Raw genomic sequence first — 25,617 nt, 5'->3', positions numbered from 1 at the left:
TTCATGATTAGTTGCAATTCAAAAAATGAAGAGCAACAACAAATAAATATGGATACTGAAATTCAAAAAAAAGAAATTGACTCTAATAAAGTTAATCGTATTGAAAAAGATTCTATTGAAAATGAAGTTAAATCAAACATAAAAGTAATCGTTTTACAATGTTCTAACGGCTATGGTCACAATGATTTTAATAGAACTATTGAGTCTGAAATTAGTAAAAAGGAAGGTTTTACTATCGTTCCTTTTCCAAACAAAAAACTAGTAGGGGTCACTTTTCAAGGAGTTTATGACAAAAAATATTGTATTCCGATTATTGAGAGAATTGATGTTGATTACATTGTTATGACAAGATTTCTTGGGAATATAGAGGAAGCAGTTGAAATCATTGACGAAAATTTTGTATGGGGATATGAAATTAAAATTTTAAATACAAAAAGTATGAATCAAAAGATTTCAATTCGAAAAGACAACTTAGCAAAATATAAAGATCTTTTAACCGATATCGAAAAAAACGGTGAAAAACTACTTAATGACATTGAAAATTTAAAATGAAATTATGACAAAAAACTGTTTAGAATGTAACGAAAAAATCATTGGTCGCGAAGATAAAAAGTTTTGCAGCGACGGTTGTAGAAATGCCTACAACAACAAAATGAACAAAGACAGCAACAATTTGATGCGAAACATCAACAACAAGTTGCGAAAAAATTATCGAATTTTAAGCGAATTAAATACCGAAGGAAAAAGCAAAACCACTAAATCTAAACTGCTTAGCAAGGGTTTTGATTTTGATTTTTTCACTTCCATTTTACATACCAAAACCGGAAACACCTATCATTTTTTGTATGATCAGGGCTATTTGGCTTTGGAAAACGACTATTTCATGTTAGTCAAAAGAGACAATTAACCACAACCACTTTCAATCATGAAAAAAAATTACGCTTCGTTACTCATTTCCGTTTTGTTGATGGGAATTATTTGGTTTATTTTCCATCGGATGATGCCTTCCGATTACTCTAAAGGAGACGTTCCGGCAAGTGAATTTTCAACCGAACGAGCGTTAAAACACATTGAAGAAATTTCCAAAGAATCGCATTATGTTGGCTCACCCAATCATCCGAAAGTGATGAATTATTTGGAAAAAGAACTACAAAAACTAGGTTTAGAAACCCAAATTCAGCAAAGTGCCATTTTAAGTAAATGGAATAATTTAGTTGAAACAAAAAATATCATTGCCCGAATCAAAGGTTCAGATTCATCAAAAGCGTTGTTGCTTCTCACGCATTTTGACAGTGCTCCACACACTAAATCACTCGGAGCCAGCGATGATGCAAATGGTTTAGCGGTAATTTTAGAAGGAATTCGAACTTTTCTTCACAACAAATCAACCCACAAAAACGACATTATTATTGTTTTTTCGGATGCGGAAGAATTGGGTTTAAACGGAGCTTATGCCTTTGCATCCGAACATCCGTGGGCAAAAGAAGTCGGTTTAGTTATCAATTTTGAAGCCCGTGGAACTGCCGGCCCTTCGATGATGTTAGCCGAAACAAACTACGGAAATGCCAACTTAATTAAATGTTTTGCAGCTGCGAATCCGAAATTTCCGGTTACCAATTCGTTGATGTACAGTATTTATAAGATGCTTCCTAACGACACCGACTTAACCGCTTTTCGTGAAAAAGCTGATATTCCGGGCTACAATTTCGCCTTTATTGATGATCATTTTGATTACCATACCATTCAAGATAATTATGAAAATTTCACTCCCGAATGTTTAGAACATCAAGCCACTTATTTGATGCCGTTGCTCGCACATTATTCCAATGCCGATTTGAGTAATTTAAAAACTGATCAAGATCATGTCTATTTTAGTTCTGCGGTTGGATTTTTTAATTATCCTTTTTCATGGAATTTTCCGCTTTTAATTATTGCTTTCGTGCTTTTTCTTGGAGTTGTAACCATTGGACTAGGCAAACATTTATTAGATTTTAAAGAAGTTATACGGGGATTTGCACCATTATTTTTGTCAATTATACTAGTTGGATTGGTTACTTTTTTTGGTTGGGAAATGATTCAATCACTTTATCCACAGTACCAAGACATGCTCCATGGTTTCACTTATAACGGTCATAGTTATATTGCTGCTTTTGTGTTGCTGTCTATGGCTATTTGTTTTTGGATTTACGCCAAATTCACTAAAAGTAAATTAATGCCAAGTCATTTTGTAGCTCCATTATTTTTATGGTTCATCATCAATCTTTTGATTTGTATTTACTTAGAAGGAGCCGCTTTTTTTATAATTCCAGTTTATTTTGGTGTTTTCATTCTTGCTTTTTTGGTGTTTAAAGAAAAATCAAATCCTTACATAAATTTGGTTTTAAGTATTCCCGCTTTGACGATTTTAGCTCCGTTTATTCATTTATTTCCAATCGGTTTGGGTTTAAAAATGTTAGCTGGAAGTGCCGTATTAGTTGTACTTACATTTACACTATTACTACCTCTTTTTGGTGATTATTCTAGAAAAGCCAATTGGGGAACTTTCTTGTTTATTATTTCTATTGGATTTTTTATCAAAGCTCATTTTCAAAGCGATTTTGAAAAAGGAAAAGGCAAACCCAACAGCCTCGTCTATGTTTATGATGCTGATAATGACAAAGCCAATTGGGCAACGTATGACAAAGTGTTAGACAATTGGACTAAGAATTATTTAGGCGAAAATCCGAGTTTAGATAAAAATTTAAATAAATTCGGATTGAGTAGCAAATACAATTCCGGCTACAGTTATTCGGCTGAAGCTCCTAGAAAAAACATTGCTAAACCGACATTTACCTTTTTAAGAGATACAATTGTGGGCAATCAACGAGCAATCACAGTTAAAATTGAAGCCAATAAAAACGCAAATAGAATTGATGTTTTTGCTTCTGAAAAATTAAAAATCCATCATCTAAAAGCAAACGGAATTAAAAACATCAACCAAGAAGGAAGTTTTTATAAGCGAAAAAAATCCAATGTGTTGAATTATTATCCGATTAACAACAAACCGTTAACGCTGAGTTTTCAAATTCACAAAGACGATAAATTGGATATGGATGTGATGATTTCTTCGTTTGATTTATTGGAAAATCCACAATTCAGTATTCCAAAACGACCGGATTCGTTTATTCCGATGCCATTTGTGTTAACGGATGCAATAATTGTGAAAAAGAAACTTATCAAATCTGTTCCAAAAAAAGTGGAAATCAGCGAAACGATTGAAACCGAAATGGATTCATTAACTACTCAAAAAGACAGTCTTGAAACAAATTAGCATTTTAGGTTGCGGTTGGTTGGGAATGCCATTAGCGAAACATCTGATTCAAAATGGCTATTCAATTAAAGGTTCAACCACTACAGAAACAAAATTAGAATTACTTCAAAATGAAGGCATCTCACCTTTTTTAATTTCGCTTAAAGCGAATGATATTCCGCGTGAAATTGCCGATTTTTTAGAAAATTCAGAAATTTTAATTATCAATATTCCTCCCGGATTAAGAGGAAATTCAGGAGAAAATTTTGTGGCTAAGATGGAAAATTTCATTCCGTTTATCGTAAAATCTTCCGTTAAAAAAGTAATTTTTGTGAGTTCAACTTCGGTTTATGCAGATAAAAACGAACTTATTACCGAAGAAACTCCTCCAAAACCGGAGACAGAAAGCGGAAAACAATTGCTGATTTCTGAAAATTTACTTTTAAATAATTCCAACTTTCAAACCACAATTCTCCGTTTTGGCGGATTAATTGGTGAAGACCGTCATCCTATAAAATTTTTATCAGGAAGAAATAATATCGAAAATCCGGAAGCTCCCATCAACTTAATTCATCAACTTGATTGCATCGAAATCATCCAAAAAATCATTGAAAAAGAGGTTTGGAATACTGTTTTTAATGCCGTTGCTCCGTTTCATCCCAATCGGAAAAAGTATTATACAGAAAAAGCATTGGAGTTGAATTTAGTTCCTCCTCAATTTAATGAAAATCAACCTTCTGTCGGAAAAACAGTTTCATCCAACAAATTGATTACCGTTTTGAACTATGAATTTAAAAATTTAGGTTAAATTTACCTTTGCAAACTAAACTTATAAAATGAACAATTCTCCAAAATTTGCAGTGATTGGTGGCGGAAGCTGGGCAACTGCGATAGCAAAAATGTTGTGCGTTAACCAAGCTGAAATTTGTTGGTACATGCGGAATCAAAACGCAATCGACCATATTAAAACCGAAAAACACAACCCAAATTACTTGAGTTCCGTTGAATTTGACACCAAAAAATTACACCTAACTACCGATATAAACGAAGCGGTTAGTTATGCCGATATTTTAATTTTTGCCATTCCATCTGCTTTTTTAAATACCGAATTGGAAAAATTGACAGAATCCTTAAACGATAAAGTGATTTTTTCTGCCATCAAAGGAATTGTTCCTGAAACATTTTTGATTGTAGGCGAACATTTTCACAAACAATACAACATTCCGTATGAAAACATTGGTGTAATCACCGGTCCGTGTCACGCAGAAGAAGTAGCGTTAGAACGTCTTTCCTACTTAACAATTGCCTGTGCTGATGCTTCAAAAGCAAAAATTGTGGCCAAAAATTTAAACAGCAATTACATCAAAACCAAAATTTCCGATGACATTATCGGAACCGAATATGCTGCCATGTTGAAAAACATTTATGCTATTGCTGCCGGAATGGCTCACGGTTTAGGTTACGGCGATAATTTTCAAGCCTTGTTGATGAGTAATGCCATTCGCGAAATGAAGAAATTCATCCGTAAAGTGCACAAAATGAAACGAAATATCAATGATTCTGCCTATTTGGGCGATTTATTGGTAACCGGTTATTCCGTTTTTTCTCGAAACAGAATGTTCGGAAACATGATTGGAAAAGGCTACACCGTGAAAAGTGCGATGATGGAAATGAGCATGGTTGCCGAAGGCTATTATGCCGTAAAAAGTGCTTATAAATTAAATCAAGATTACGGAGCCAAAACCCCAATTATTGATGCGGTTTATCAGATTTTATACGAAAGTAAAGACCCGAAAAGTGTTTTTAAAAAATTAACGGACAAGTTAGATTAATTTAAAAATTAATAGAAGCAAAACAAGCGATAACAAAATTTGTGAGCGAATGGCTCGGGCATTTTCAGCCAACCATTTTCCCGCTTTCCGTTCCAATTTTTTGTTCACGAGCAAAGCTCGCCAACAAAAAGATTTCCACTACAATCGGGGCTAGTGGATAGACTGTATTGAGTTTCAGGAAAGTTTATTCTTTTGAATTCCAGTAAGAAAATGATTGAGGAGGAGTTAAATTATAATCTGCCTTTAAACATTTTGGGTTTTCAAATCTTTTTTTATTCTTAATCTGAATTGCAAAACCATTTTTTCTGTCAGCAAAATATTCATAAAAGTAATCTTCTGTTATACCTGAGTGTTCTTTAGTTTTATCCCAAAGAGTTTTTAAGTCAAAATTGAAAATTTCTCCAATTTCAAATTCTCCAATTACTTTTTGCACAGGTGAAGAAGCATAAACTAAAACCGAAGTAACATTTTGGTTTTTGAAAATAGCTTTTCTGAATTCAAATTTCTTTGTCCCATCAAAAATCTTATTTGCAAATTGGGGCTTTATTGATAGTACTACTTTCATATTTTATAATTTATAGGCAAATTTAATCAAAACATTAAACTGTTCATTCGTTATTTTAATAAATCCTCTCGGCATATTTAATATATCTGGAATTATCCCTAATCTATTTAAATCATCAAGAGTGGGTTTTGGTGTTGGTAACGAATGAGCATATAAAAAATTTACAACAAATGGTCTGTTCTTTGGATTTTTATCCCACCAATTTGTTTTTAAATCTTCTTTTGAAATCATAGTTCTTCTTTTACAAGCATTAAAAAAATCTTCAAAGGAGCTAAAGTTATTTTGTACATTTTCTACAATACAAATTGTTGTAACAGTACTTGAATATTTTTTTGGTGATGTTTCACCCATTCGATAAATTATCAAAAGATCCCCAGATTTTAAATTTCTATCTTGAGAATGCGATATATATACTTTACCAATTCTATTTCTATGCGGCTCATTTTCAGTATATTTCTGAATATCTTCTCTAGTATTTATACTATCTGGAAAAAGCTCAGTATGATATTGAGGCTCAATTTTAATAATATATTTGTCTGTTTTTCTTGATAAAAAGGGAAATGTAAGTTTTGGATTCTCTAAATTAACGGGGGTTTCTCTACTAAAAGGTCTAATATAAACTTTTTCTTCTCCGTTTTTTGTTGTTTTTAATCCATAATAAATAAATCCCCATTCTTCTAACATTTCTACTAACTGCTCTTGTTCAGGTCTTTTCGTAAAAAGTGTAACATATATTTTTTTGACTTTAAATTGGATTGCATTATCAAAAATTGTTTTTAAAAACCTTTCTCCAATTTTATATCCATTTCCAGTAACCTTTAAAGTTCCTATTTTCAATCTTTTTTTTGGTTGAAAAACAGGATTTATATTAGAGTAGTTTTCATTTTCGTTTTCAATTTTGACAAAAAGAAAAGCTGTCAAATTTCCATCGCTATAACATACATAACAGGGCTCTTCGGATTTACCGTTAAACCAACTGTCGAATTCTCCATAATCTAATCTGAAACTATCAAAAAACTCGTCTTTAATATTTACTTCAGCAAAATCAACTTTTTTAACAGCAAGAACTTTGTAATTAACTAAATCAGGGTTTTCCGAAATTACTTTTTCTAAAAAACTTTGAATTTTAAAAACCCGATTACCTATCCCAAGTAAATTTGCTTTAGTGTGAATTTTTTTATCTTCAGAAATTAAAATATCAACTCTACCTTCATAAACTTCGTTTAATATCTGCGAGTCAATAATATCGTTATCATTTCCATCTACTTGAGATATAACTTCTAACATTTTTTCGCTAAAAGGAGCTTGATGCTTTAGTAAATTATAACTCTCAATTTTAATGCTCATTGTGTCAAGAGCATTTTTATCTTTATACTTTTCTAACTCTTTAACCGTTAATGGATGAATATATTTGGAGTATTTAAGGTTATCAATCCATTTGAAAAGTTGACCAATTTCAGGCTTATAAATTTTATTCGCTTCTCGGTGAATAATAATGTTTGTGTCGAGTAAAATTTTCATCATTAAATAATGTTTAAAAGGCTTTTATAATTACTATTCCATATTTCAATATATGGAACAGAATATTTGTTTGAAAGATACTTTGCATACTCAATTTCCATTTCTTGCAATTCATTTAAGATTTTAGAATCATATTTTCTTTTATCTCTTTTTTCCAATCTTTCTGCAACTTTTTCAACATCATCAATTACGATTGCAACAATTCTTGGATTAATATAGTCAAATGTTTCCTCTTCAATTTTACTTGGAATTCCTTTTGAATTCAACAAACAAAAATGTCCATCAAGTAAATATTGTTTATCTTTTTCAATAAGATTTTTTAAGCCTAAAATCAATCTTTCTTGCGTCGTAGAAATATTATCAACTAATTTATTATCAGATTTACTAATTTCATTCCATTTTAAAACTTGACTTGCTGTAAGATGGGTTAGTCCAGATTCGTTTGAAATTTCTTTACAAATTGTACCTTTTCCGACTCCGTGAATTCCTCCAATAAAAACAATATTTTTGTTAAAAACCATAAAACTGAATAAATAAATTATGGTAAAATTAAGAAAAAACTCATTAATATAAGAAATTTACTTTTTTAAACTTGAAATTATTCCCCTCATCATCCCATTAAAATCAAAATCCTCATCTTCCGTCAAACCAAACCGAACAATCACCAATTCTTTGGAAGGAATAATAATCACTTTCTGACCTTGAAATCCGCCGCAGAAATACATATCTTTCGGAACATCAGGATATTTTCCACCGGCATTTAACCAAAAATGTCCACCATATTCTCCGTTAGAAGTGGGTGTAGGAGTCGCCACATACTTCGCCCAACTTTTATCAAATAGTTGCTCACCATTCCAATTGCCTTCGTGCAAATAAAGCAAACCAAATTTCGCCCAATCACGAGCCGTTGCCCATCCATACGAAGAACCTACATAATTCCCTGCCATATCCGGTTCAATCAACATCGAATGCATGCCGATTTTATCAATCAACGAAGCATACCAAAAATTCAAATAATCCTGATGATTTTGAAATTGTCTTCGCAAAATTCCCGACAGCAAATTCGTTGTTCCCGAAGAATAATTCCAATGTGTATTCGGTGCAAAAGTAGCCGGTTTTTCCAATTGAATTTTCGCCATATCATCCGCTAAAAAAAGCATTTTCGTTACATCCGATATTTTCCCATAATCTTCTTCCCATTCCAAACCGGAATTCATTTGAATCAAATTATGCAACGTAATTTTCGATCGAGAATCATTTGCCCATTCTTTCACTGGAGCAGGTTTATTAATGTCAATTTTGCCTTGCTTTTGTAAAATTCCAAAATAAGTTGCCGTGATACTTTTTGTCATCGACCAACCTAAGAATTTAGTATTTTTAGAAAAGCCAATTTCGTAATTCTCAGCAATGATTTTATCTTTATAAATCACTAAAAGAGCTCTTGTTCGCTTGTTTATTTCGCCTTTACTATCAAATGCATTTGCAACAGCAGTATTTAGTTTCATATAATTCACTTCCGGAAAAATTGAATCTTTTGGTTCTAAATTTCCATACGGAAAAGGTAAATTCGTTTCAACTTTTGTTCGTTTCGGAACCAAATACGGTTTTGTTTCATCAAAATCATCATTTATCAAAGTGGCACCCAAACCTTCTCGGTAAATGGCTTTTCTTTTTTTCAATCCAAAAGCGGAAGAAACAGCAAATTTTCCTTCATCATCAATTTCGTTTTTAGCTAATCGTACAGTTTCTATATCATTATCACCACTTTCAATAATTTGGAGCGATCGTCCATCAATAAAATGACCGGAAGCCACACTTTTTGCTGAAAAACCGGAAACAATATCCAATTTTGGATAGGTTGTTATTCCAATATAAATGATGAACAATAAAATAGCAATACCAAGAAATTTGAAGAATTTTTTCATTTGAAATTTATTTAGTGCAATGTATAAAATTATCTCAAATGAAAATCAATCGTTGACATTTTCAGTTCATACAATTCATAAAAATTCGTAAATTCGTGGCTAATACGGAATCATTTTTACTACTTTTGTATTTAGAATTTTTCTAAATAAAAAATGATAAACATCCAAAAAATCAGAGCCGATTTCCCGATACTTTCCCAAAAAGTAAACGGAAAACCGCTTGTTTATTTCGATAATGCCGCCACTTCGCAAAAACCAATTCAAGTTATTGAAGCCGAAGCGAATTATTATAAAGAAATTAATGCCAACATTCATCGTGGTGTTCACACATTAAGTCAATTGGCCACAGATGCGTATGAAGCTTCACGGTTGAAAATTCAACAGCACATTAATGCAAAATTTAGTCACGAAGTCCTTTTTACTTCCGGAACTACTCACGGAATTAATTTGGTTGCCAACGGATTTGCAAGTTTTCTTAAACCAGGCGATGAGGTCATGGTTTCTGCATTAGAACACCACAGCAACATCGTTCCCTGGCAAATGTTATGCGAAAAAACCGGAGCGAAATTGGTTGTCATTCCGATGAATGAAAACGGCGAATTAATTCAATCTGAATACGAACGATTACTTTCAGATAAAACCAAAATTGTAACCGTAAATCATATTTCCAATGCGTTGGGAACCATCAATCCAATCAAATGGATGATTGAAAAAGCCCACGAAGTTGGAGCAGCGGTTTTAATCGATGGAGCACAAGCAACTCCGCATCTAAAACCTAATGTTCAAGACTTGGATTGTGATTTTTATGTGTTTTCCGGCCACAAAATCTGCGGACCAACCGGAACCGGAATTTTATATGGCAAAGAAGCTTGGTTAAACAAATTACCTCCCTATCAAGGCGGAGGCGAAATGATTGCGACCGTTTCTTTTGAAAAAACAACGTATGCCGAATTACCCCATAAATTCGAAGCCGGAACACCAAACATTGCGGGCGGAATTGTGCTGGGAACGGCCATCGATTATCTCAATGAAATTGGATTTGACAACATTGCGACGTACGAACATGAGTTATTAGAATACGGAACCAGCCGATTACTAGAAATTGAAGGATTAAAAATTTATGGCACATCCAATCAAAAAACTTCCGTAATTTCGTTTAATATTGATGGCATTCATCCGTATGACATTGGTACGATAATTGACAAGTTAGGAATAGCGGTTCGCACCGGACATCATTGTGCCCAACCAATTATGGATTTTTATAAAATTCCCGGAACGTTGAGAGCTTCGTTTGCTTTTTACAATACCAAAGAAGAAATCGATGCGTTGGTAGAAGCCGTTAAAAGAGCAAAACTAATGTTGTCTTAAAAAACAAAAAATATGAAAACGATAACCCTAATTTTTCTTTCACTTTTTTTAACTAAAAATTGCAATCAAAAGGAAAAAGAAGAAATGAAAAAAGCCACCATCGAATATCAAGCGATAACGAGAGGTAGTTATCTTAATATTCAAATTCAGAACGAAAACCTTTCTATTGTTAGAAAACGAGATGAAAAAGCAAAAAACTATCAATTAGCAAAAGAAGATTGGAAAGAATTGGCAGATTTGTTCATGAAATTAGATTTAGACCAACTAGAAGAGTACAAAGCACCAACCGAAAAACGATTTTATGACGGTGCAGCAATGGCCAATGTTAGAATTGTGTATGAAGGAAAAGTTTATCAATCACAAACGTTTGACCATGATGCTCCACCAGTAGAAATTAAAGCCTTTGTAAATAAAATAGTTTCGTTTGTAAAAACCGAAAAAGATGACAATTAAAGAAATACAAGACGAAATCGTTGACGAGTTTTCGATGTTTGATGATTGGATGCAACGCTACGAATACATCATCGAACTCGGGAAAACATTGCCGTTGATTGATGAAAAATATAAAACCGAAGAAAACATCATCAAAGGATGCCAATCAAAAGTATGGTTGCAAGGTGAAGAAAATGACGGAAAAATTACGTTCACAGCCGATAGCGATGCCATTTTAACCAAAGGAATCATTGCTATTTTAATCCGAACATTTTCCAACCAAAAACCATCCGCCATTTTAGAAGCCAATACTGATTTTATTGATGAAATAGGATTGAAAGAACATTTGTCTCCCACACGAGCAAACGGTTTAGTATCTATGATAAAGCAGATAAAAATGTATGCGTTAGCTTTTGAAGCGAAGAATTAAAAAATAAAGACTTATTGACTTTGTGCCTTAGTGGCAAAAACAAAACTTAGAAGTAAACAAAATGGAAGAATATAAAGACGAAATAAACCTAGGCGAATCAGTTGTAAAAGTTCTTAAAGGAATATACGACCCCGAAATCCCAGTCGATATTTACGAACTCGGATTAATCTACGACGTAATGATCAACGAAGACAATGATGTAAAAGTGTTAATGACTCTAACCTCACCCAATTGTCCTGTTGCTGAAACATTGCCAAGAGAAGTAGAAGAGAAAGTGAAATCACTCGATGCCGTAAAATCCTGCGAAGTAGAAATCACTTTCGATCCACCGTGGAGCAAAGATTTAATGAGCGAAGAAGCAAAATTAGAATTGGGGATGCTGTAACAGTTATCGGTTGTCAGTTGTCTGTTATCCGTTTTTCAGACAACCGACAACGACAATCGACAACCGACAACCGATAACGGACAACCGACAACAGAAATGAACGAAATCATCAACAAAGTAGCCAATTCAACCCTTTTAGTATTCGATTTGGAAGATTTTTATCCAACCGGAATTCGAACACAAATTGATATTGCTCAATGGCTCGAAGAAGGATTTTTATTAAAAGAAAACAACTTCCGTGAGGAATTAAAAAACCACGATTGGTCACACTATCAAAACCATTTCGTGGCAATTCATTGTTCTACCGATGCCATTTTACCGGCCTGGGCAACTATTTTAGTTACGGTTCATCTTCAGCCGTTTGCTAAAAAAATCATCTTAGGCAAAAAAGAAGAAATCGACACCTTATTATATAGTGAAATTCTGCAACAAATCGATTATTCCATTTACCAAGGAAAACCGGTTATTCTAAAAGGATGTTCCAAAAAGCCGGTTCCGGAATCAGCCTATATTTTTGCTATTCAAAATCTACAAAAAGTAGCCAAAAGTGTTATGTTTGGCGAAGCTTGCTCGGCAGTACCATTATTCAAAGCATCAAAATAGCCGACCTTTAAGCAGAAATAAATTGTTAAATTTTACAACAATTACTAACTTTGCCTCGCAAATCTTAAAAATAAAAAGATGAGAAAAATAGTAATAGCATTAAGTTTGATGTTTGGCTTACACACTTTTGCTCAACAAGAAGTTGTAAAAAGTGTTGAAGAAGTAGTAAAAGCAGTAAACGATACTACACGAACCAAAGGTTGGATCAAAAAAGGGAACATCTCTTTCTTATTCAATCAATCTACTTTTGACAATTGGGTTGCCGGTGGTGAAAATAATATTTCAGGAAATCTAGGACTAAATTATGATTTCAATTACAAAAGCGACGACTGGTCTTGGGACAACAAAGTAATTGCTTCCTACGGAATCGTAAAAACCAAAAATTCAGAATTCGAAAAGAAAACCGACGACCGTTTCGAGTTCAATTCCCTTGCCGGAAAAAGAGCAGGAGGATATTGGTATTATTCAGCATTTTTAAACTTCAGAACGCAATTCACAAAAGGTTTTGTTTACGGAACCGATGAAAACGGCCGAGAAATAAGAACCGAAAACACCAACTTTATGTCACCGGGTTACCTCACTTTTGGTCCGGATATGATGTGGAAAAAAAGCGATAATTTCAAATTCAATTTAGCTCCGCTATCTTCAAAATTCACATTTGTAGATAAAGATTATACTTCTGTTCCGGGTTATGTTGATGGAAGTTATTTTGGTGTAGATGAAGGAAAATCAATGCGTTACGAACTCGGTTTCTATGCAGCCGGCTACTACAAATTCAATTTATTCGAAAACGTTTCTGCCGAAAATATCCTAAGTTTATATTCCAATTATTTAGAAGATCCGCAAAATGTGGACGTTGATTATCAGTTAAATATCGTGATGACCATCAATAAATTTCTATCCACCAATTTGTCATTCCAAACCATTTATGACGACAACGCATTTCGCGGATTCCAAACCCGTCAAGTGTTGGGAGTTGGCGTGAATTACGGATTTTAATAATATAAATTTATCCCCAATCTGTGTCATTTCGACGCAGGAGAAATCACATAAAGTAGGTAACTCGGTTTTCTTGCTTAGCGTTATGTGATTTCTCCTTCGTCGAAATGACACAGTAGGGAATAATTTTTTACTTTTTTTGGCGAACGGCCGGGCTTTCTGTTCCAAGTTTTTTGATTTTTTTCAACAACTGCTCCGGCTGCGGTAGCTTCCGTTGGTCGCTTCCTCGCTCGGCCATTTGTACAAAAAAAATCAAAAAAGCTTTCCACTGCAATCCCTGTCGCAGTCGGTGCAATCAACTATTCCTCATCCACAGCATCCTTATAATCCGGATACAAAAATTTATTATACGGAAAACGAGTCACGTGAATTTCCCTTACGGCTTCATAGACTTTTTCTCTAAATTCTTCAAAATTCTCCTTGTTCGTAGCCGAAATAAACAATGCACGCTCTTCACCCACATTACTCATCCAAGTGGCTTTCCATTCTTCCAATGAATAATGTTTTGATGTTTTTTCAATCATCAAATCATCTTCATCAAATTGAGCAGGTTTGTAGGCATCAATCTTATTAAAAACCATAATCGTATGCTTATCGGCACTTTTAATATCCTGCAAAATCTGATTTACTGAAGCAATGTGATGTTCAAAATCCGGATGCGAAATATCAACAACGTGAAGTAGTAAATCGGCTTCGCGAACTTCATCCAGCGTACTTTTAAACGATTCTACCAACTGAGTCGGCAATTTTCGAATAAAACCAACCGTATCCGAAAGCAAAAATGGTAAATTCTTAATTACCACTTTTCGAACCGTTGTGTCTAATGTCGCAAACAATTTATTCTCTACAAAAACATCGCTTTTTCCAACAGCATTCATCAATGTCGATTTTCCCACATTGGTATATCCCACCAAAGCAACACGAACCAACGAACCACGATTTCCGCGTTGCACCGACATTTGTTTGTCAATCGTTTTAATTTTATCTTTCAACAAAGCAATTCGATCACGGACAATTCGTCTATCCGTTTCAATTTCCGTTTCACCCGGACCACGCATTCCAATTCCACCTCGCTGACGTTCCAAGTGCGTCCACATTCCCGATAATCTCGGTAACAAATACTGACACTGAGCTAACTCAACTTGAGTTCTGGCATACGACGTTTCGGCACGTTGAGCAAAAATGTCCAAAATCAGGTTGGTTCGGTCCAACACCTTACAATCTAAAATTTTGGTAATATTTTTTTGTTGAGAAGGCGAGAGTTCATCATCAAAAATCACGGTAGAAACTTCGTTTTCAACAATATATTTATGAATTTCTTCAATTTTTCCTGTTCCAACGAAGGTTTTAGGATGTGCTTTTTCAAGTCGTTGCCAAAAACGTTTAATCACTTCACCGCCGGCAGTAAACGTTAAAAACTCTAATTCATCTAAATATTCATTCAATTTAGACTCATCTTGTTCTTTCGTAACAATTCCTACTACAACTGTCTTTTCAAAATTTGTTTTTTCTTTTTCTAGCATATTCAATTAAATGTCTTGCAAAATTAAGCAATTCAGTCGCTTTTTAGACAAAAATTTTTAAACTATAAAAACAAATTGATTGAATAATTTAGTTAAAAATTAAAATAATGTTACATAATTCTTAATTTTTGTTAAATTTGGCTCTCTAAACTTACGGAAAAAATTTTCAAAACAATCTAAACTTTCATTTATGAAAAGAATTACTTTACTATTACTGTTGTTTATGCTGACAGGAACAGTTGCGTATTCTCAGGTTCCTCAAGATTTTGAGGGCGGAATACCACCTGGGTGGACGTCATATAACAACGCTTTTGGTCCATCAACATGGACAACCATTAATTCTGTTAGTACTCCTCCAATTGTTTGTGAGGGAGCTGTATCTGCTTATGTGAATGGTAGAGAGAATATTGGTGCTGGTAACACTTCAGAAAAGTGGTTAGTATCATCATTAGTTACAGTTCCTAGTAATGGGCAATTGTTATTCTCAACCCGTTCAACAATTAACGGTTTCGACAATACAACTTATCAGATTAGAGTTTCTACTGTTTCTCAAAACAGTGGTTTCCAAATTGTAGCTCAGTGGACAGAAGCTGAGTTAAATCAAGTATTCAATATTTGTGAAGAAAAACAAGTTGATTTAGTAGGAGCAGGTTATGCAGAAGGGCAGGAAATTTACATTGCCTTCGTAATGTTGGTAACACAACCCACTACTAGTCCAACCGGAGACAGATGGATTGTAGATAATGTTCGTGTGGTGGAAAGATGTTTAGAACCAACAAATTTAAATGCAACCTTTACATTTAATACTGCCACCTTAACATGGTCTGGTTCTGCTACTTCTTGGGAAATAGAGGTGGTTGAATTACCGGGTGTTCCAACAGGCACCGGAGTTCCTCATTCTGGTTCAAATTCATATTTGGCACAAGGTTTATCACCGAATACTTCTTATGCATATTACGTAAAAGCTATATGTTTAGACGGAACTAGTGAATGGGTTGGGCCATTTAATTTTACAACTACTATTGCACCTATTGGGTGTGGTGATACTTTTGTAGACTCAGGTGGAGCAGGAGGAAACTACGGCAACAACGAAAATATATCAACATTAATTTGTGCGGATAGTCCAACAGATTTAGTTACTGTTACATTTTTATCTTTTGCAACAGAAAACAATTGGGATTTTTTAAGAGTTTATGATGGTAATAGTGCTTCGGCTCCTTTGATTGGAGCTTACACAGGTAACAATTTACCTCCAATTTTAACTTCGTCAACTCCTGGAGGATGTTTGTTTTTTGTTTTTACATCAGATGGATCAGGATTAGCAGCCGGATGGGTCGCTAACATTACATGTGCACCTGCACCAACATGTCCACGACCTTCAGCTTTAGCAACTTCTGCTGTTTTGTCAGGCTCAGTTAATTTAGCTTGGACAAATAATAGTACTGCTACAGCGTGGCAAGTGCTTGCTTTACCTTGTGGTTCTCCATTACCAACTGATTCAACAACTGGTTGGATTGACGCACCAACAAATCCATTCAACGTGACAGGATTAAATCCAGACACATGTTATACATTTTATGTTAGAGCAGTTTGTGCTGTAGATGATATTAGTGCTTGGTCTCAAGGAGTAAATGCAACAACACAGCTAGTGCCTCCAGCTTGCGGAGGGACTTTTACTGATCCAGGAGGTGCATCAGGAAATTATGGAAATAATGCAAACGTTACAACAACAATTTGTCCAGAAAACGGGACAGATTTAGTAACTGTTTCATTTTTATCCTTTGCTCTAGAAAACAATTGGGACTTTTTAAGAATTTATGATGGCCCTAGTGCCGCATCTCCATTAATAGGTTCTTACACAGGAAATAATATTCCACCTGATGTTACATCATCCACTCCAGGAGGATGTTTAACATTTGTTTTCACATCAGACGGTTCAGGAGTAGCAGCCGGATGGGTTGCTAACGTAACTTGTGGTCCGGCACCAACATGTCCACGACCAACAGCTTTAGTAACTTCTGCTGTTTTGTCAGGCTCAGTTAATTTAGCTTGGACAAATAATAGTACTGCTACAGCGTGGCAAGTGCTTGCCTTACCTTGTGGTTCTCCATTACCAACTGCTTCAACAACAGGATGGGTTGATGCACCAACAAATCCATTCAACGTTACAGGATTAAATCCAGATACATGTTATACATTTTATGTTAGAGCAGTATGTTCTGTAGATGATATTAGTGCTTGGTCGCAAGGAATAAACACAACGACACAACAAGTGCCTCCAGCGTGTGGAGGAACTTTTACAGATCCGGGAGGTGCATCAGGAAACTATGCAAATAATGCAAACGTAACTACAACGATATGTCCGGATAATGCAACAGATTTAGTCACTGTTTCATTTTTATCTTTTGTAACTGAAGGATGTTGTGACTTTTTAAGAATATATGACGGTAGTGATGCTACTGCACCATTAATTGGCACATATGGAGGAACGGCTATTCCACCTGATGTTACATCATCTACACCAGGAGGCTGTTTAACATTTGTATTTACTTCAGACATTAGTGTTGTAGAAGCTGGATGGGTTGCCAACGTAACTTGTGGTCCGGCACCAACATGTCCACGACCAACAGCGTTAGTAACTTCTGCGGTTTTATCAGGTTCGGCTAACTTAGCATGGACAAATAACAGTACTGCTACAGCGTGGCAAGTGCTTGCGTTACCATGTGGCTCTCCGTTACCAACTGCTTCAACAACAGGTTGGGTTGATGCTCCAACAAATCCATTCAACGTTACAGGACTAAATCCAGATACTTGTTATACATTTTATGTTAGAGCAGTATGTGCTGTTGATGATATCAGCACTTGGTCTCAAGGCGTAAATGCAACCACACAACAAGTACCACCAGCATGTGGAGGAACTTTTACAGATCCGGGTGGAGTTTCAGGAAATTATCCAAATAATTCTAATGTTACCACTACAATATGTCCAGATAACAACAATCAAGTTGTTACAGTAACTTTTTCAGCATTTAATCTTGAAAACAATTGGGATTTCTTAACAATATATAATGGTAGTGATGCAACAGCACCATTAGTTGGTACTTATACCGGAACTACATTGCCACCGCAAATTAGTTCTTCAACCTTTGGTGGTTGCTTAACCTTTGTTTTCACCTCTGATGGAGTTGTAAACGCTCCGGGTTGGGTAGCAAGTGTAGTATGTACAAGCTGTCCTTCACCAACCAATCTAACAGTTACAGCAACTAATACATATACTGCAGATTTAACGTGGACTAGCTTAAGCGGAAACAGCTGGGAGATTTTAGCTTTGCCTTGTGGTTCGCCTGCTCCTAATGCTAGTTCAACAGGATGGCAAACTAGTGACACTACATCGCATGTATATACAGGATTAAACCCTTTAACCTGTTATAATTTTTATGTTAGAGCAGTTTGTGATGAAGAAACCGGGCCATGGAGTTTATCAGCGACTGGAACCACTTTGCCAACATGTCCTCAACCAACCGACCTTTTGGCAACTACAGAAATCGGTTCTTATGCAGTTAACTTAACTTGGACACCACTTGGACCAGAAACCCAATGGGAAGTTATTGTGCAGCCATTAGGAGCTGGAGCTCCTGGAGCTACAGCAACTGGAGTTGTTGTAAATAATCCAAGTTACATATTTATGGCTGATGAAGATGTTTTCTATGAATTTTACGTGAGAGCTATTTGTAGTGATGACGATATTAGTTTTTGGTCTGGTCCAGAACAATTTTCAATCTTCATCCCACCAGGATGTGCATCTGTTGATGTTGTTGGCGTTGGAGTAGATATCGTTGATGGTTCAATTGTTGTTTGTCCGGATTCAGATATCGAAGAAATTAATCTTTCTGCTTCTTTCTACGGAATTGCAGCAACTACTTCATATGCAGTTGAATCTATTGAATACGCACCACCATTTCCTTTTACAGGTGGTACACAGACATCTGTAGACACTGATGACGTTTGGTCTAATGTTATTAATTTACCATTTAATTTCTGTTTCTTTGGCGAAAGTTTTTCTACTGCTCAAGTAAGTTCAAATGGAGCCGTTACTTTTGGAACCAATTTTGCACCTAATATACCGGGATCTTCCCCTTGGCAATACACACAAAATGTTCCAGACCCAACTTTTCCAATCAGAAATGCAATTTATGGAGTTTACCAAGATATTGACCCAAATATTAATAATGCTTTTGCTAATCCTAACATTAATTATCAGGTTTTAGGCACATCCCCGTGTAGAGCATTAGTAGTAAGTTTCTCAGAAGTTGCACAATTTGGTTGTACAACTGATGCAAATATTGGAGCTCAAACAACTCAAATCGTAATTTATGAAATTTCAAATATTATAGAGGTTTATGTTCAGAGAAGAGTTCCTTGTACATCTTGGAATGGAGGTAGAGGTGTTATAGGTATTCAAAATGCAGCAGGAACATTAGGCTATACACCTCCTGGTAGAAATACAGGACCTTGGTCTGCAACAAATGAGGCGTGGAGGTTCTTACCCAACGGAGAGTCAGATGTAGATTTCCAATGGTTGATGAATGGAGCTTTCTTTAGTAGTCAAGAAGATATTTCTATCGTTTTAACACCAGAACAACAACAAGAGTTAGAAACAAACTTGTCTTTAACGCTTGAAATGCAAGCTGTTGCAACATATGCTACTTGTACCCCAGGTGAAGAAGTTTCAACTACTAAAAATGTTGATATTGTTTATATTATTGAATTCCCAAGTAATGATCCAATAGATTTAGAATCTTGTAGTGCTACAGGTACAGCAATATTTGATTTAACTCAAAATACACCAATAATATTAGGTTCTTATAATCCTGATTTATTCTTAATTACTTATTATGAATCGGAAGAGGATGCTTCTATTCCTCAAAACCCTATTGAAACTCCTACAGAGTTTGAAGGTACAGATGGTCAACAAATTTGGGTAAGAGTTTCAGATTTAACCAATACTTGTTCTTTAGTTAAATCATTCTTCTTGAATTTTGGAGATGATATAATCACGCCTGTTGTAGGGTTTGAGTATAATCCTGCTGTGATATGTGTTTCAAGCACCAGCGGACTTCTATTGCCAACTTTAGCAGATGACTTTAATACAGGAGGAGAATTTTCTTCCACAGAAGGTTTAGTGATTGATTCTATAACAGGAGAAATTAACTTAGGTACTAGTACCGCCGGTATTTATGAAGTTGTTTATTCTCTAGAAGCAGTAGGTTGTACGGATTCTGGAACTCATTCATTTACTGTAGAATTAGTTAATGCAGTTACTCCTATTGTAGAATTTAGTTATGATGCTTTAGAATATTGTAAATCAGGAGATAATCCTATACTTGAACCAGCTGATAACTTTGATTCAACTGGAGAATTTACTGCATTACCTGAAGGATTAACAATAGACCCTTCAACTGGTGCAATTGATCTGTCAACAAGTACAGCTGGAGTTTATGAAATTACATATTTAGTTTCTTCTAGCACAGGAGTTTGTGAAATTAATGAAAGTCACACAGTTACATTAACAATTAATGATGTTGTTGATCCAATTTTTGAACCAATTACATTAACCTATTGTATTGGAGCAACACCAGATGAATTGCCAACAGCAACAAATGGTATCACAGGAACATGGAGTCCTACAACAATTGATACTTCGTTAGCAGTTGTTGATGCAGAATATATATTTACTCCAGATGAAGGCCAATGTGCAAACCCTCTTACATGGTTAGTTACTGTAACGGAAGAAGTTACACCAACATTTGAACCAATTGTTACGGCTTATTGCCTAAATGCAACACCAGATGCTTTACCAATGGCAACAAATGGTATTACAGGAATGTGGAGTCCATCAGCAATAGACACATCAGTTGCGGTAGTAGATGCAGAATTTGTGTTTACACCAGATGAAGGGCAGTGTGCGGCTTCTGTAACGTGGTTAATCACAGTTTCAGAAGAAATCACCCCAACCTTCGATCCAGTTTCAGTATGTCAAGATTCAGAAGCCCCTATTTTACCGGCAACTTCTTTGAACGGCATCACCGGAACGTGGAGTGGAGTTGTAGACACGAGTGTAGCAGGTGAATTTGTATTCACATTCACACCAAATGAAGAATTTGAATGTGCTATACCAGTAGATTTATCAGTTGTAGTTACGGCCACGGTTGCCGCTACGTTTGATGCTTTCACCACTACATATTGTCAAGGAGCTATAGCGGACGCTTTACCGTTATCGAACAATTCAGTATCTGGAACATGGTTTCCAGATGCAATTGATACGTCTGCTTTAGGAGTAGCTACGTATATTTTTACGCCAGATGTGAGTATTGATTGTGCTGTTACGACAGAGGTTGTGATTACCATCAGCACGCCTGTAACACCATTATTTGAAACACTTACAACAACGTATTGTTTAGATGTAATGCCAAGTGCTTTGCCAGCTGCTTCAGAAAATGGAGTAAGCGGAACATGGAATCCATTAGCGATAAACACAACAGCAGTAGGCACAACACCATACACCTTTACCCCTGATGCAGGACAATGTGCCGAGGAGGTAATTGTACAAATCACAATCAACGATAGAGTTGTGCCAACATTTGCACAAGTAGGGCCATTGTGTGTAGGAGAAGTTGCAAGCTTACCTGAAACATCACAAAACGGAATTGCAGGAACATGGACTCCGGCATTTAGTACAGCCACAGCAGGGACAACAACCTATACCTTTACACCAAGCGAAGGAATTTGTGCTACAACTCAAGAAATGATAGTTGAAGTAATAGCCCGACCAGCAGTGGATGAATTTGCTAACCAAACAGTTTGTGCAGCAGATGGAGCATTCCCGCTTCCGTCCTTAACCAATGGAGTTTATTACTCAGGACCAAACGGAACTGGAGACTTACTAGTAGGAACAATTCCGGTTAGCAATACACCTCAAACAGTTTATATCTTTGCAGCAGGCACATTAGCAGGCTGTTCGTCAGAATCTAGTTTTACTGTAACTTTTATCTCGGTAGAAGCAGATGAACTAAGCGATGTAGAAGAATGTGGTCGTTACTTCTTACCGGAAATAGCAGTAGGGAATGTTTACTATACAGGACCTGGTCAAACCGGAACTCAGTTAGTTGCAGGACAAGCTGTTGAAGAAAGTCAAACGATTTACGTTTCACAAGGAACGCCAAGTAGTTGTTATGATGAGACTTCGTTTGAAGTAGTAATCAACAATTGCGGCATTCAAAAAGGTATCTCACCAAACGGTGATGGACTGAATGATTTCTTTGATTTAACAGCATTTGATGTTCGAACCCTCTCTATTTATAACCGTTACGGTAAAAAAGTATACAGTAGAGGAAACTACAGCAATGAGTGGGTTGGTCAAAGCAGCGGCGGCGACGAATTACCGGATGGAACGTACTACTTTGTGATAGAATTCAATAACATTGAAGCTAAAACAGGTTGGATTTATATCAACAGAGAGCGTTAGTAGATATACATAACTCACCATTACTAAAGAAAAGTAATGGTGAGTTTTAAAAAATAAACCCTATAAAGAAATGAAAAAAATATATTTTGCAACATTGATCGCCGCGATCAGTTTCTTAGAAACCAAAGCCCAGCAAGATCCACATTATACACAGTACATGTATAATATGAACGTAATTAACCCTGCTTATGCAGGAAGTAAAGAAAACCTATCCTTTGGATTACTTTACAGAAAACAATGGGTAGATATTGAAGATTCTCCTACCACAGCCACCTTTTCCGGTCACATGCCAGTGGGAAGAAACGTTGGATTAGGATTGAGTGTGATTTCCGATAAAATTGGACCCGTAGAAGAGAACAATGCGTATGCCGACTTCTCATATACACTTAACTTAGGAGGCGAACACAAATTAGCTTTTGGATTAAAAGGAGGACTTACCTTTCATAAAGTAGGTCTTTTTGATCAAATTGGAAACGGAAATGTTCCAGATCCAAACGATCCGGCATTTAGTGAAAACGTGAGCAACACCTATTTAAACATTGGTTCAGGTATATTTTATTATACCGATAAATATTATGTAGCTTTTTCGGTGCCAAACATGCTAAAATCAAAACACTTAGATTTAAGAGATAACGGAGAAGAAAGACAATTTGGTTCAGAAGTATCCCACTACTTTTTAACAGCAGGATACGTGTTTGATTTAAGTCCAAACACAAAATTCAAGCCTTTTGCGATGTTAAAGTCAGCCTTTAATGCACCAACTTCACTAGATGTATCAACCAACTTTTTGTTTTTCGAGAAGTTTGAAATTGGAGCCACTTATCGTTTAGAAGACAGTTTTGGAGCCATGGTTAACTATGCCATTTCACCAAATCTTCGTATTGGATATGCGTATGATCATATCGTATCGGATTTAAATATTACCACCCCTTCTTCGCACGAGTTTTTCTTGTTGTTTGATGTAAACTTCCCGAAGAAAGTATCCCGTTCACCACGATTTTTCTAACCTAAAAAGCAATTCAAACGATGAAAAAAATATATATATCGATTCTAAGTATTGTAAGTTTAAGCCTTACACCACTTAGTGCACAGAATAAAGACACGCAAAAAGCCGATAAGCTTTTCAAGCGATTAGAATACGTTGATGCGGCACAAGAATACTTAAAGCTAACCGAAAAAGGTAAAGCTGACGGATATGTTTACAAACAATTGGCCGACAGCTATTTTAACACCTTTAACGCCTCCGAAGCCACCACCTGGTATGCCAGAGCTGTTGAAACACCACAAGATGCTGAAACATACCACCGCTATGCCCAAATGCTAAAAGCACAAGGCAAGTATGAAGAAGCCAACAAACAAATGCAAACCTTTGCCTCAAAAGCACCAAACGATCAAAGAGCAAAGGATTTTAAAGCCAACCCAAATTATCTTCCAAGCTTGTTAGACAAACAAAAGAAGTTTGACATTAAGCCATTGGATATCAACAGTGATAAATCAGATTTTGGAGCGGTATTGCACCAAAACAACCTTTACTTTACCAGTGCCAGAAACGGAGCCAGAAAAACCTACGGTTGGAACGAAGAACCATTTTTGGATATTTACAAAGCTACTTATAACGTAGATGGAACCATCACTAATGCAGAAACGGTAACAGATTTGAATTCGAAATGGCACGACGGACCATCTTCACTTAGTGCAGACGGAAACACGATTTACTTTTCAAGCGAAAGCTTTAAAGAAAAAGGTGGTTTTGAAAAAGACAAATCCATCAATGCTAAATTAGGACAAGTAAACTTGTATAAAGCTACGATGGCCAACGGAAAATGGTCAAACATCACGCAATTACCATTTAACAGCAATACCTATTCAACCGGAAACCCTGCTTTGAGTAAAGACGGAAAAACGTTGTACTTTGCTTCAAACAGACCAGGTAGTATCGGCGGAACAGATATTTGGAAAGTAGCTGTTAATGCAGATGGCTCTTATGGTGAGCCAGAGAACTTAGGTTCAAAAGTAAATACAGAAGGCGAAGAGAACTTCCCATTTGTAACTGAAGACAACAAAACGCTTTATTTTGCTTCAAACGGCAGACAAGGTTTTGGCGGATTAGATGTCTTTGCGTATGATATGACCAAAGGCGAATCAACCAACTTAGGCAAACCGGTAAATAGTGAGAAAGACGACTTTGCATTTTCATTAAATGCAGAGAAAAACATCGGATTTTTATCCACTAACCGCTCTGGTGTAGACAATATTTACCTAGCCACTCCGGTTTGTGGGGTAGAAGTAATTACACTTGTTAGCGATGCTAAAACAGGTAAAGCACTAGCCAATGCCAAAGTAGCCATTGTAGATGAAAAGAAAAACGTGATTGCAACAGAAACCACAGGAGCCAATGGCGAGGTGGCGTATTATGTAGAATGTAACAAAACCTATACGATTCAAGCCACCAAAGACGGTTATGAGAGCAACACCTTCCCTGTAGCAGCCAGCAAAGGCGAATCAAGAAAAGTGGAAGCTTCGTTGAACCCAATTGAAGATATTGTAACGGATAAAGAAGTAGTATTAAAATCAATTTTCTTTGAGTTCAATAAGAGTAACATCACCCAAGAAGGAGCTTTTGAGTTAGACAAGCTGGTTCAAGTATTGCAAAACAACAAGAACATGGTTATCTTAGTTAAAGCCCACACAGATAATAGAGGAAGCGACAGTTACAACTTGAGATTATCAGATGCAAGAGCAAAATCAACCGTTCAATACATCTTGTCAAAAGGCATCTCGAAAGATCAAATCTCAGGCAAAGGAATGGGCGAATCAGAACCAAAAGTAGACTGTAAAGAAGCTTGCACCGAAGAACAACACGCAGAGAATAGACGAAGCGAGTTCTTGATTGTGAAGAAGTAAGATTGTCTTTTAAAGTAAATAGTTTATTAAAACCGGATTTTTAAGTCCGGTTTTTTTATGCTATTTTAATAACCATTTTATTTTTTGATATTATAAATTCTAATACCTACTTAATATCTCAATTCAACTAATTTCATTTACAAATATTGGTGTTGTTTTAATGCAAATTAACGTTGTATAAGAATTGCATATACAAGTGCAAAAGGGGGTATTATTTATTGTCTATAGTCGTTTATTAATGCTTTTTAGCTTATCAAATTGCTTTTATGATCAACTTTATGCGAGGTCAATACTATTTGATATACAACATTAATTC

General features: G+C 35.7%; 19 protein-coding genes. 14 read left to right on the top strand and 5 right to left on the bottom strand.

Annotated features, from left to right (window positions below; genetic code table 11):
* Positions 1-48: 48 nt before the first annotated feature.
* From M0M57_RS06100 to M0M57_RS06080, 5 genes are read left to right on the top strand one after another with little or no spacing between them, the layout of a single operon-like run.
* Positions 49-552 (top strand): hypothetical protein, encoded by a 504-nt coding sequence (locus M0M57_RS06100; RefSeq protein WP_248436303.1) that lies wholly within the window; start codon positions 49-51, stop codon positions 550-552.
* Between the two features lie 4 nt (positions 553-556).
* On the top strand, positions 557-907 hold the full coding sequence (locus M0M57_RS06095) for a hypothetical protein (RefSeq protein WP_248436302.1): 351 nt from the start codon (positions 557-559) through the stop codon (positions 905-907).
* An 18-nt stretch (positions 908-925) separates the two neighbouring features.
* A complete protein-coding gene (locus M0M57_RS06090) occupies positions 926-3,310 on the top strand; it encodes a M28 family peptidase (RefSeq protein WP_248436301.1) in 2,385 nt (794 codons plus the stop codon).
* The gene (locus M0M57_RS06085) at positions 3,297-4,097 is read left to right on the top strand and encodes an NAD(P)H-binding protein (protein WP_248436300.1); all 801 of its coding nucleotides are present in this window, start codon (positions 3,297-3,299) and stop codon (positions 4,095-4,097) included. The genes M0M57_RS06090 and M0M57_RS06085 overlap by 14 nt, the downstream gene beginning before the upstream one ends.
* Before the next feature lie 28 nt (positions 4,098-4,125).
* Positions 4,126-5,121, top strand: a complete 996-nt coding sequence (locus M0M57_RS06080) for an NAD(P)H-dependent glycerol-3-phosphate dehydrogenase (RefSeq protein WP_248436299.1) — start codon at positions 4,126-4,128, stop codon at positions 5,119-5,121.
* Between the two features lie 184 nt (positions 5,122-5,305).
* Here M0M57_RS06080 and M0M57_RS06075 read toward each other — a convergent pair whose 3' ends face one another.
* Genes M0M57_RS06075 through M0M57_RS06060 form a run of 4 tightly spaced genes read right to left on the bottom strand, consistent with a single transcriptional unit; the run spans position 5,306 to position 9,132 of the window.
* Positions 5,306-5,686, bottom strand: coding sequence for a hypothetical protein (locus M0M57_RS06075; protein WP_248436298.1), 381 nt, complete (start codon positions 5,684-5,686; stop codon positions 5,306-5,308).
* A 3-nt stretch (positions 5,687-5,689) separates the two neighbouring features.
* Entirely contained in the window at positions 5,690-7,210 is a 1,521-nt protein-coding gene (locus M0M57_RS06070; protein ID WP_248436297.1) for a PIN domain-containing protein, read from the bottom strand.
* Positions 7,210-7,728, bottom strand: coding sequence for an ATP-binding protein (locus tag M0M57_RS06065; RefSeq protein ID WP_248436296.1), 519 nt, complete (start codon positions 7,726-7,728; stop codon positions 7,210-7,212). The genes M0M57_RS06070 and M0M57_RS06065 overlap by 1 nt, the downstream gene beginning before the upstream one ends.
* A 57-nt stretch (positions 7,729-7,785) precedes the next feature.
* Positions 7,786-9,132 carry a serine hydrolase domain-containing protein gene (locus tag M0M57_RS06060; RefSeq protein ID WP_248436295.1) on the bottom strand — a complete coding sequence of 449 codons (1,347 nt, stop codon included), beginning with the start codon at positions 9,130-9,132 and terminating at the stop codon, positions 7,786-7,788.
* Between the two features lie 153 nt (positions 9,133-9,285).
* On the opposite strand from M0M57_RS06060, the gene M0M57_RS06055 reads away from it, so the two are divergent.
* The 6 genes from M0M57_RS06055 (at position 9,286) to M0M57_RS06030 (ending at position 13,349) form a co-directional block, all read left to right on the top strand.
* Positions 9,286-10,500, top strand: a complete 1,215-nt coding sequence (locus tag M0M57_RS06055; protein ID WP_326930613.1) for an aminotransferase class V-fold PLP-dependent enzyme — start codon at positions 9,286-9,288, stop codon at positions 10,498-10,500.
* A 12-nt stretch (positions 10,501-10,512) separates the two neighbouring features.
* On the top strand, positions 10,513-10,953 hold the full coding sequence (locus M0M57_RS06050; protein WP_248436294.1) for a hypothetical protein: 441 nt from the start codon (positions 10,513-10,515) through the stop codon (positions 10,951-10,953).
* Positions 10,943-11,362 carry a SufE family protein gene (locus M0M57_RS06045; RefSeq protein ID WP_248436293.1) on the top strand — a complete coding sequence of 140 codons (420 nt, stop codon included), beginning with the start codon at positions 10,943-10,945 and terminating at the stop codon, positions 11,360-11,362. The genes M0M57_RS06050 and M0M57_RS06045 overlap by 11 nt, the downstream gene beginning before the upstream one ends.
* 61 nt (positions 11,363-11,423) lie before the next feature.
* Complete coding sequence (locus M0M57_RS06040; RefSeq protein WP_248436292.1) at positions 11,424-11,747, top strand: SUF system Fe-S cluster assembly protein; 324 nt, start codon at positions 11,424-11,426, stop codon at positions 11,745-11,747.
* Between the two features lie 96 nt (positions 11,748-11,843).
* Complete coding sequence (locus M0M57_RS06035) at positions 11,844-12,350, top strand: DUF2480 family protein (RefSeq protein WP_248436291.1); 507 nt, start codon at positions 11,844-11,846, stop codon at positions 12,348-12,350.
* A 78-nt stretch (positions 12,351-12,428) separates the two neighbouring features.
* Positions 12,429-13,349 carry a DUF3078 domain-containing protein gene (locus M0M57_RS06030; RefSeq protein ID WP_248436290.1) on the top strand — a complete coding sequence of 307 codons (921 nt, stop codon included), beginning with the start codon at positions 12,429-12,431 and terminating at the stop codon, positions 13,347-13,349.
* A gap of 299 nt (positions 13,350-13,648) precedes the next feature.
* Here M0M57_RS06030 and hflX read toward each other — a convergent pair whose 3' ends face one another.
* Positions 13,649-14,872 (bottom strand): GTPase HflX, encoded by a 1,224-nt coding sequence (gene hflX / locus M0M57_RS06025; protein ID WP_248436289.1) that lies wholly within the window; start codon positions 14,870-14,872, stop codon positions 13,649-13,651.
* A gap of 190 nt (positions 14,873-15,062) precedes the next feature.
* Here hflX and M0M57_RS06020 point away from each other — a divergent pair, with 190 nt between their 5' ends.
* The 3 genes from M0M57_RS06020 (at position 15,063) to M0M57_RS06010 (ending at position 25,301) form a co-directional block, all read left to right on the top strand.
* Positions 15,063-22,397 (top strand): CUB domain-containing protein, encoded by a 7,335-nt coding sequence (locus M0M57_RS06020; RefSeq protein WP_248436288.1) that lies wholly within the window; start codon positions 15,063-15,065, stop codon positions 22,395-22,397.
* Between the two features lie 70 nt (positions 22,398-22,467).
* Positions 22,468-23,403, top strand: coding sequence for a PorP/SprF family type IX secretion system membrane protein (locus M0M57_RS06015; protein ID WP_248436287.1), 936 nt, complete (start codon positions 22,468-22,470; stop codon positions 23,401-23,403).
* Positions 23,404-23,423: 20 nt separating this feature from the next.
* Positions 23,424-25,301 carry an OmpA family protein gene (locus tag M0M57_RS06010; RefSeq protein WP_248436286.1) on the top strand — a complete coding sequence of 626 codons (1,878 nt, stop codon included), beginning with the start codon at positions 23,424-23,426 and terminating at the stop codon, positions 25,299-25,301.
* Positions 25,302-25,617 lie beyond the last annotated feature (316 nt).

The organism is Flavobacterium azooxidireducens (genome assembly GCF_023195775.1).
Classification (GTDB): Bacteria; Bacteroidota; Bacteroidia; order Flavobacteriales; family Flavobacteriaceae; genus Flavobacterium; species Flavobacterium azooxidireducens.
This window is presented reverse-complemented; position numbering and strand designations above follow the sequence as displayed.

What these genes read in the sequence shown, in the direction of transcription:
- M0M57_RS06100 (WP_248436303.1), top strand. Translation starts at nt 49, where the DNA reads ATGGATACTGAAATTCAAAAAAAAGAAATTGACTCTAATAAAGTTAAT.
- M0M57_RS06095 (WP_248436302.1), top strand. Translation starts at nt 557, where the DNA reads ATGACAAAAAACTGTTTAGAATGTAACGAAAAAATCATTGGTCGCGAA.
- M0M57_RS06090 (WP_248436301.1), top strand. Translation starts at nt 926, where the DNA reads ATGAAAAAAAATTACGCTTCGTTACTCATTTCCGTTTTGTTGATGGGA.
- M0M57_RS06080 (WP_248436299.1), top strand. Translation starts at nt 4,126, where the DNA reads ATGAACAATTCTCCAAAATTTGCAGTGATTGGTGGCGGAAGCTGGGCA.
- M0M57_RS06075 (WP_248436298.1), bottom strand. Translation starts at nt 5,686, where the DNA reads ATGAAAGTAGTACTATCAATAAAGCCCCAATTTGCAAATAAGATTTTT.
- M0M57_RS06070 (WP_248436297.1), bottom strand. Translation starts at nt 7,210, where the DNA reads ATGATGAAAATTTTACTCGACACAAACATTATTATTCACCGAGAAGCG.
- M0M57_RS06065 (WP_248436296.1), bottom strand. Translation starts at nt 7,728, where the DNA reads ATGGTTTTTAACAAAAATATTGTTTTTATTGGAGGAATTCACGGAGTC.
- M0M57_RS06060 (WP_248436295.1), bottom strand. Translation starts at nt 9,132, where the DNA reads ATGAAAAAATTCTTCAAATTTCTTGGTATTGCTATTTTATTGTTCATC.
- M0M57_RS06055 (WP_326930613.1), top strand. Translation starts at nt 9,286, where the DNA reads ATGATAAACATCCAAAAAATCAGAGCCGATTTCCCGATACTTTCCCAA.
- M0M57_RS06050 (WP_248436294.1), top strand. Translation starts at nt 10,513, where the DNA reads ATGAAAACGATAACCCTAATTTTTCTTTCACTTTTTTTAACTAAAAAT.
- M0M57_RS06045 (WP_248436293.1), top strand. Translation starts at nt 10,943, where the DNA reads ATGACAATTAAAGAAATACAAGACGAAATCGTTGACGAGTTTTCGATG.
- M0M57_RS06040 (WP_248436292.1), top strand. Translation starts at nt 11,424, where the DNA reads ATGGAAGAATATAAAGACGAAATAAACCTAGGCGAATCAGTTGTAAAA.
- M0M57_RS06035 (WP_248436291.1), top strand. Translation starts at nt 11,844, where the DNA reads ATGAACGAAATCATCAACAAAGTAGCCAATTCAACCCTTTTAGTATTC.
- M0M57_RS06030 (WP_248436290.1), top strand. Translation starts at nt 12,429, where the DNA reads ATGAGAAAAATAGTAATAGCATTAAGTTTGATGTTTGGCTTACACACT.
- hflX (WP_248436289.1), bottom strand. Translation starts at nt 14,872, where the DNA reads ATGCTAGAAAAAGAAAAAACAAATTTTGAAAAGACAGTTGTAGTAGGA.
- M0M57_RS06020 (WP_248436288.1), top strand. Translation starts at nt 15,063, where the DNA reads ATGAAAAGAATTACTTTACTATTACTGTTGTTTATGCTGACAGGAACA.
- M0M57_RS06015 (WP_248436287.1), top strand. Translation starts at nt 22,468, where the DNA reads ATGAAAAAAATATATTTTGCAACATTGATCGCCGCGATCAGTTTCTTA.
- M0M57_RS06010 (WP_248436286.1), top strand. Translation starts at nt 23,424, where the DNA reads ATGAAAAAAATATATATATCGATTCTAAGTATTGTAAGTTTAAGCCTT.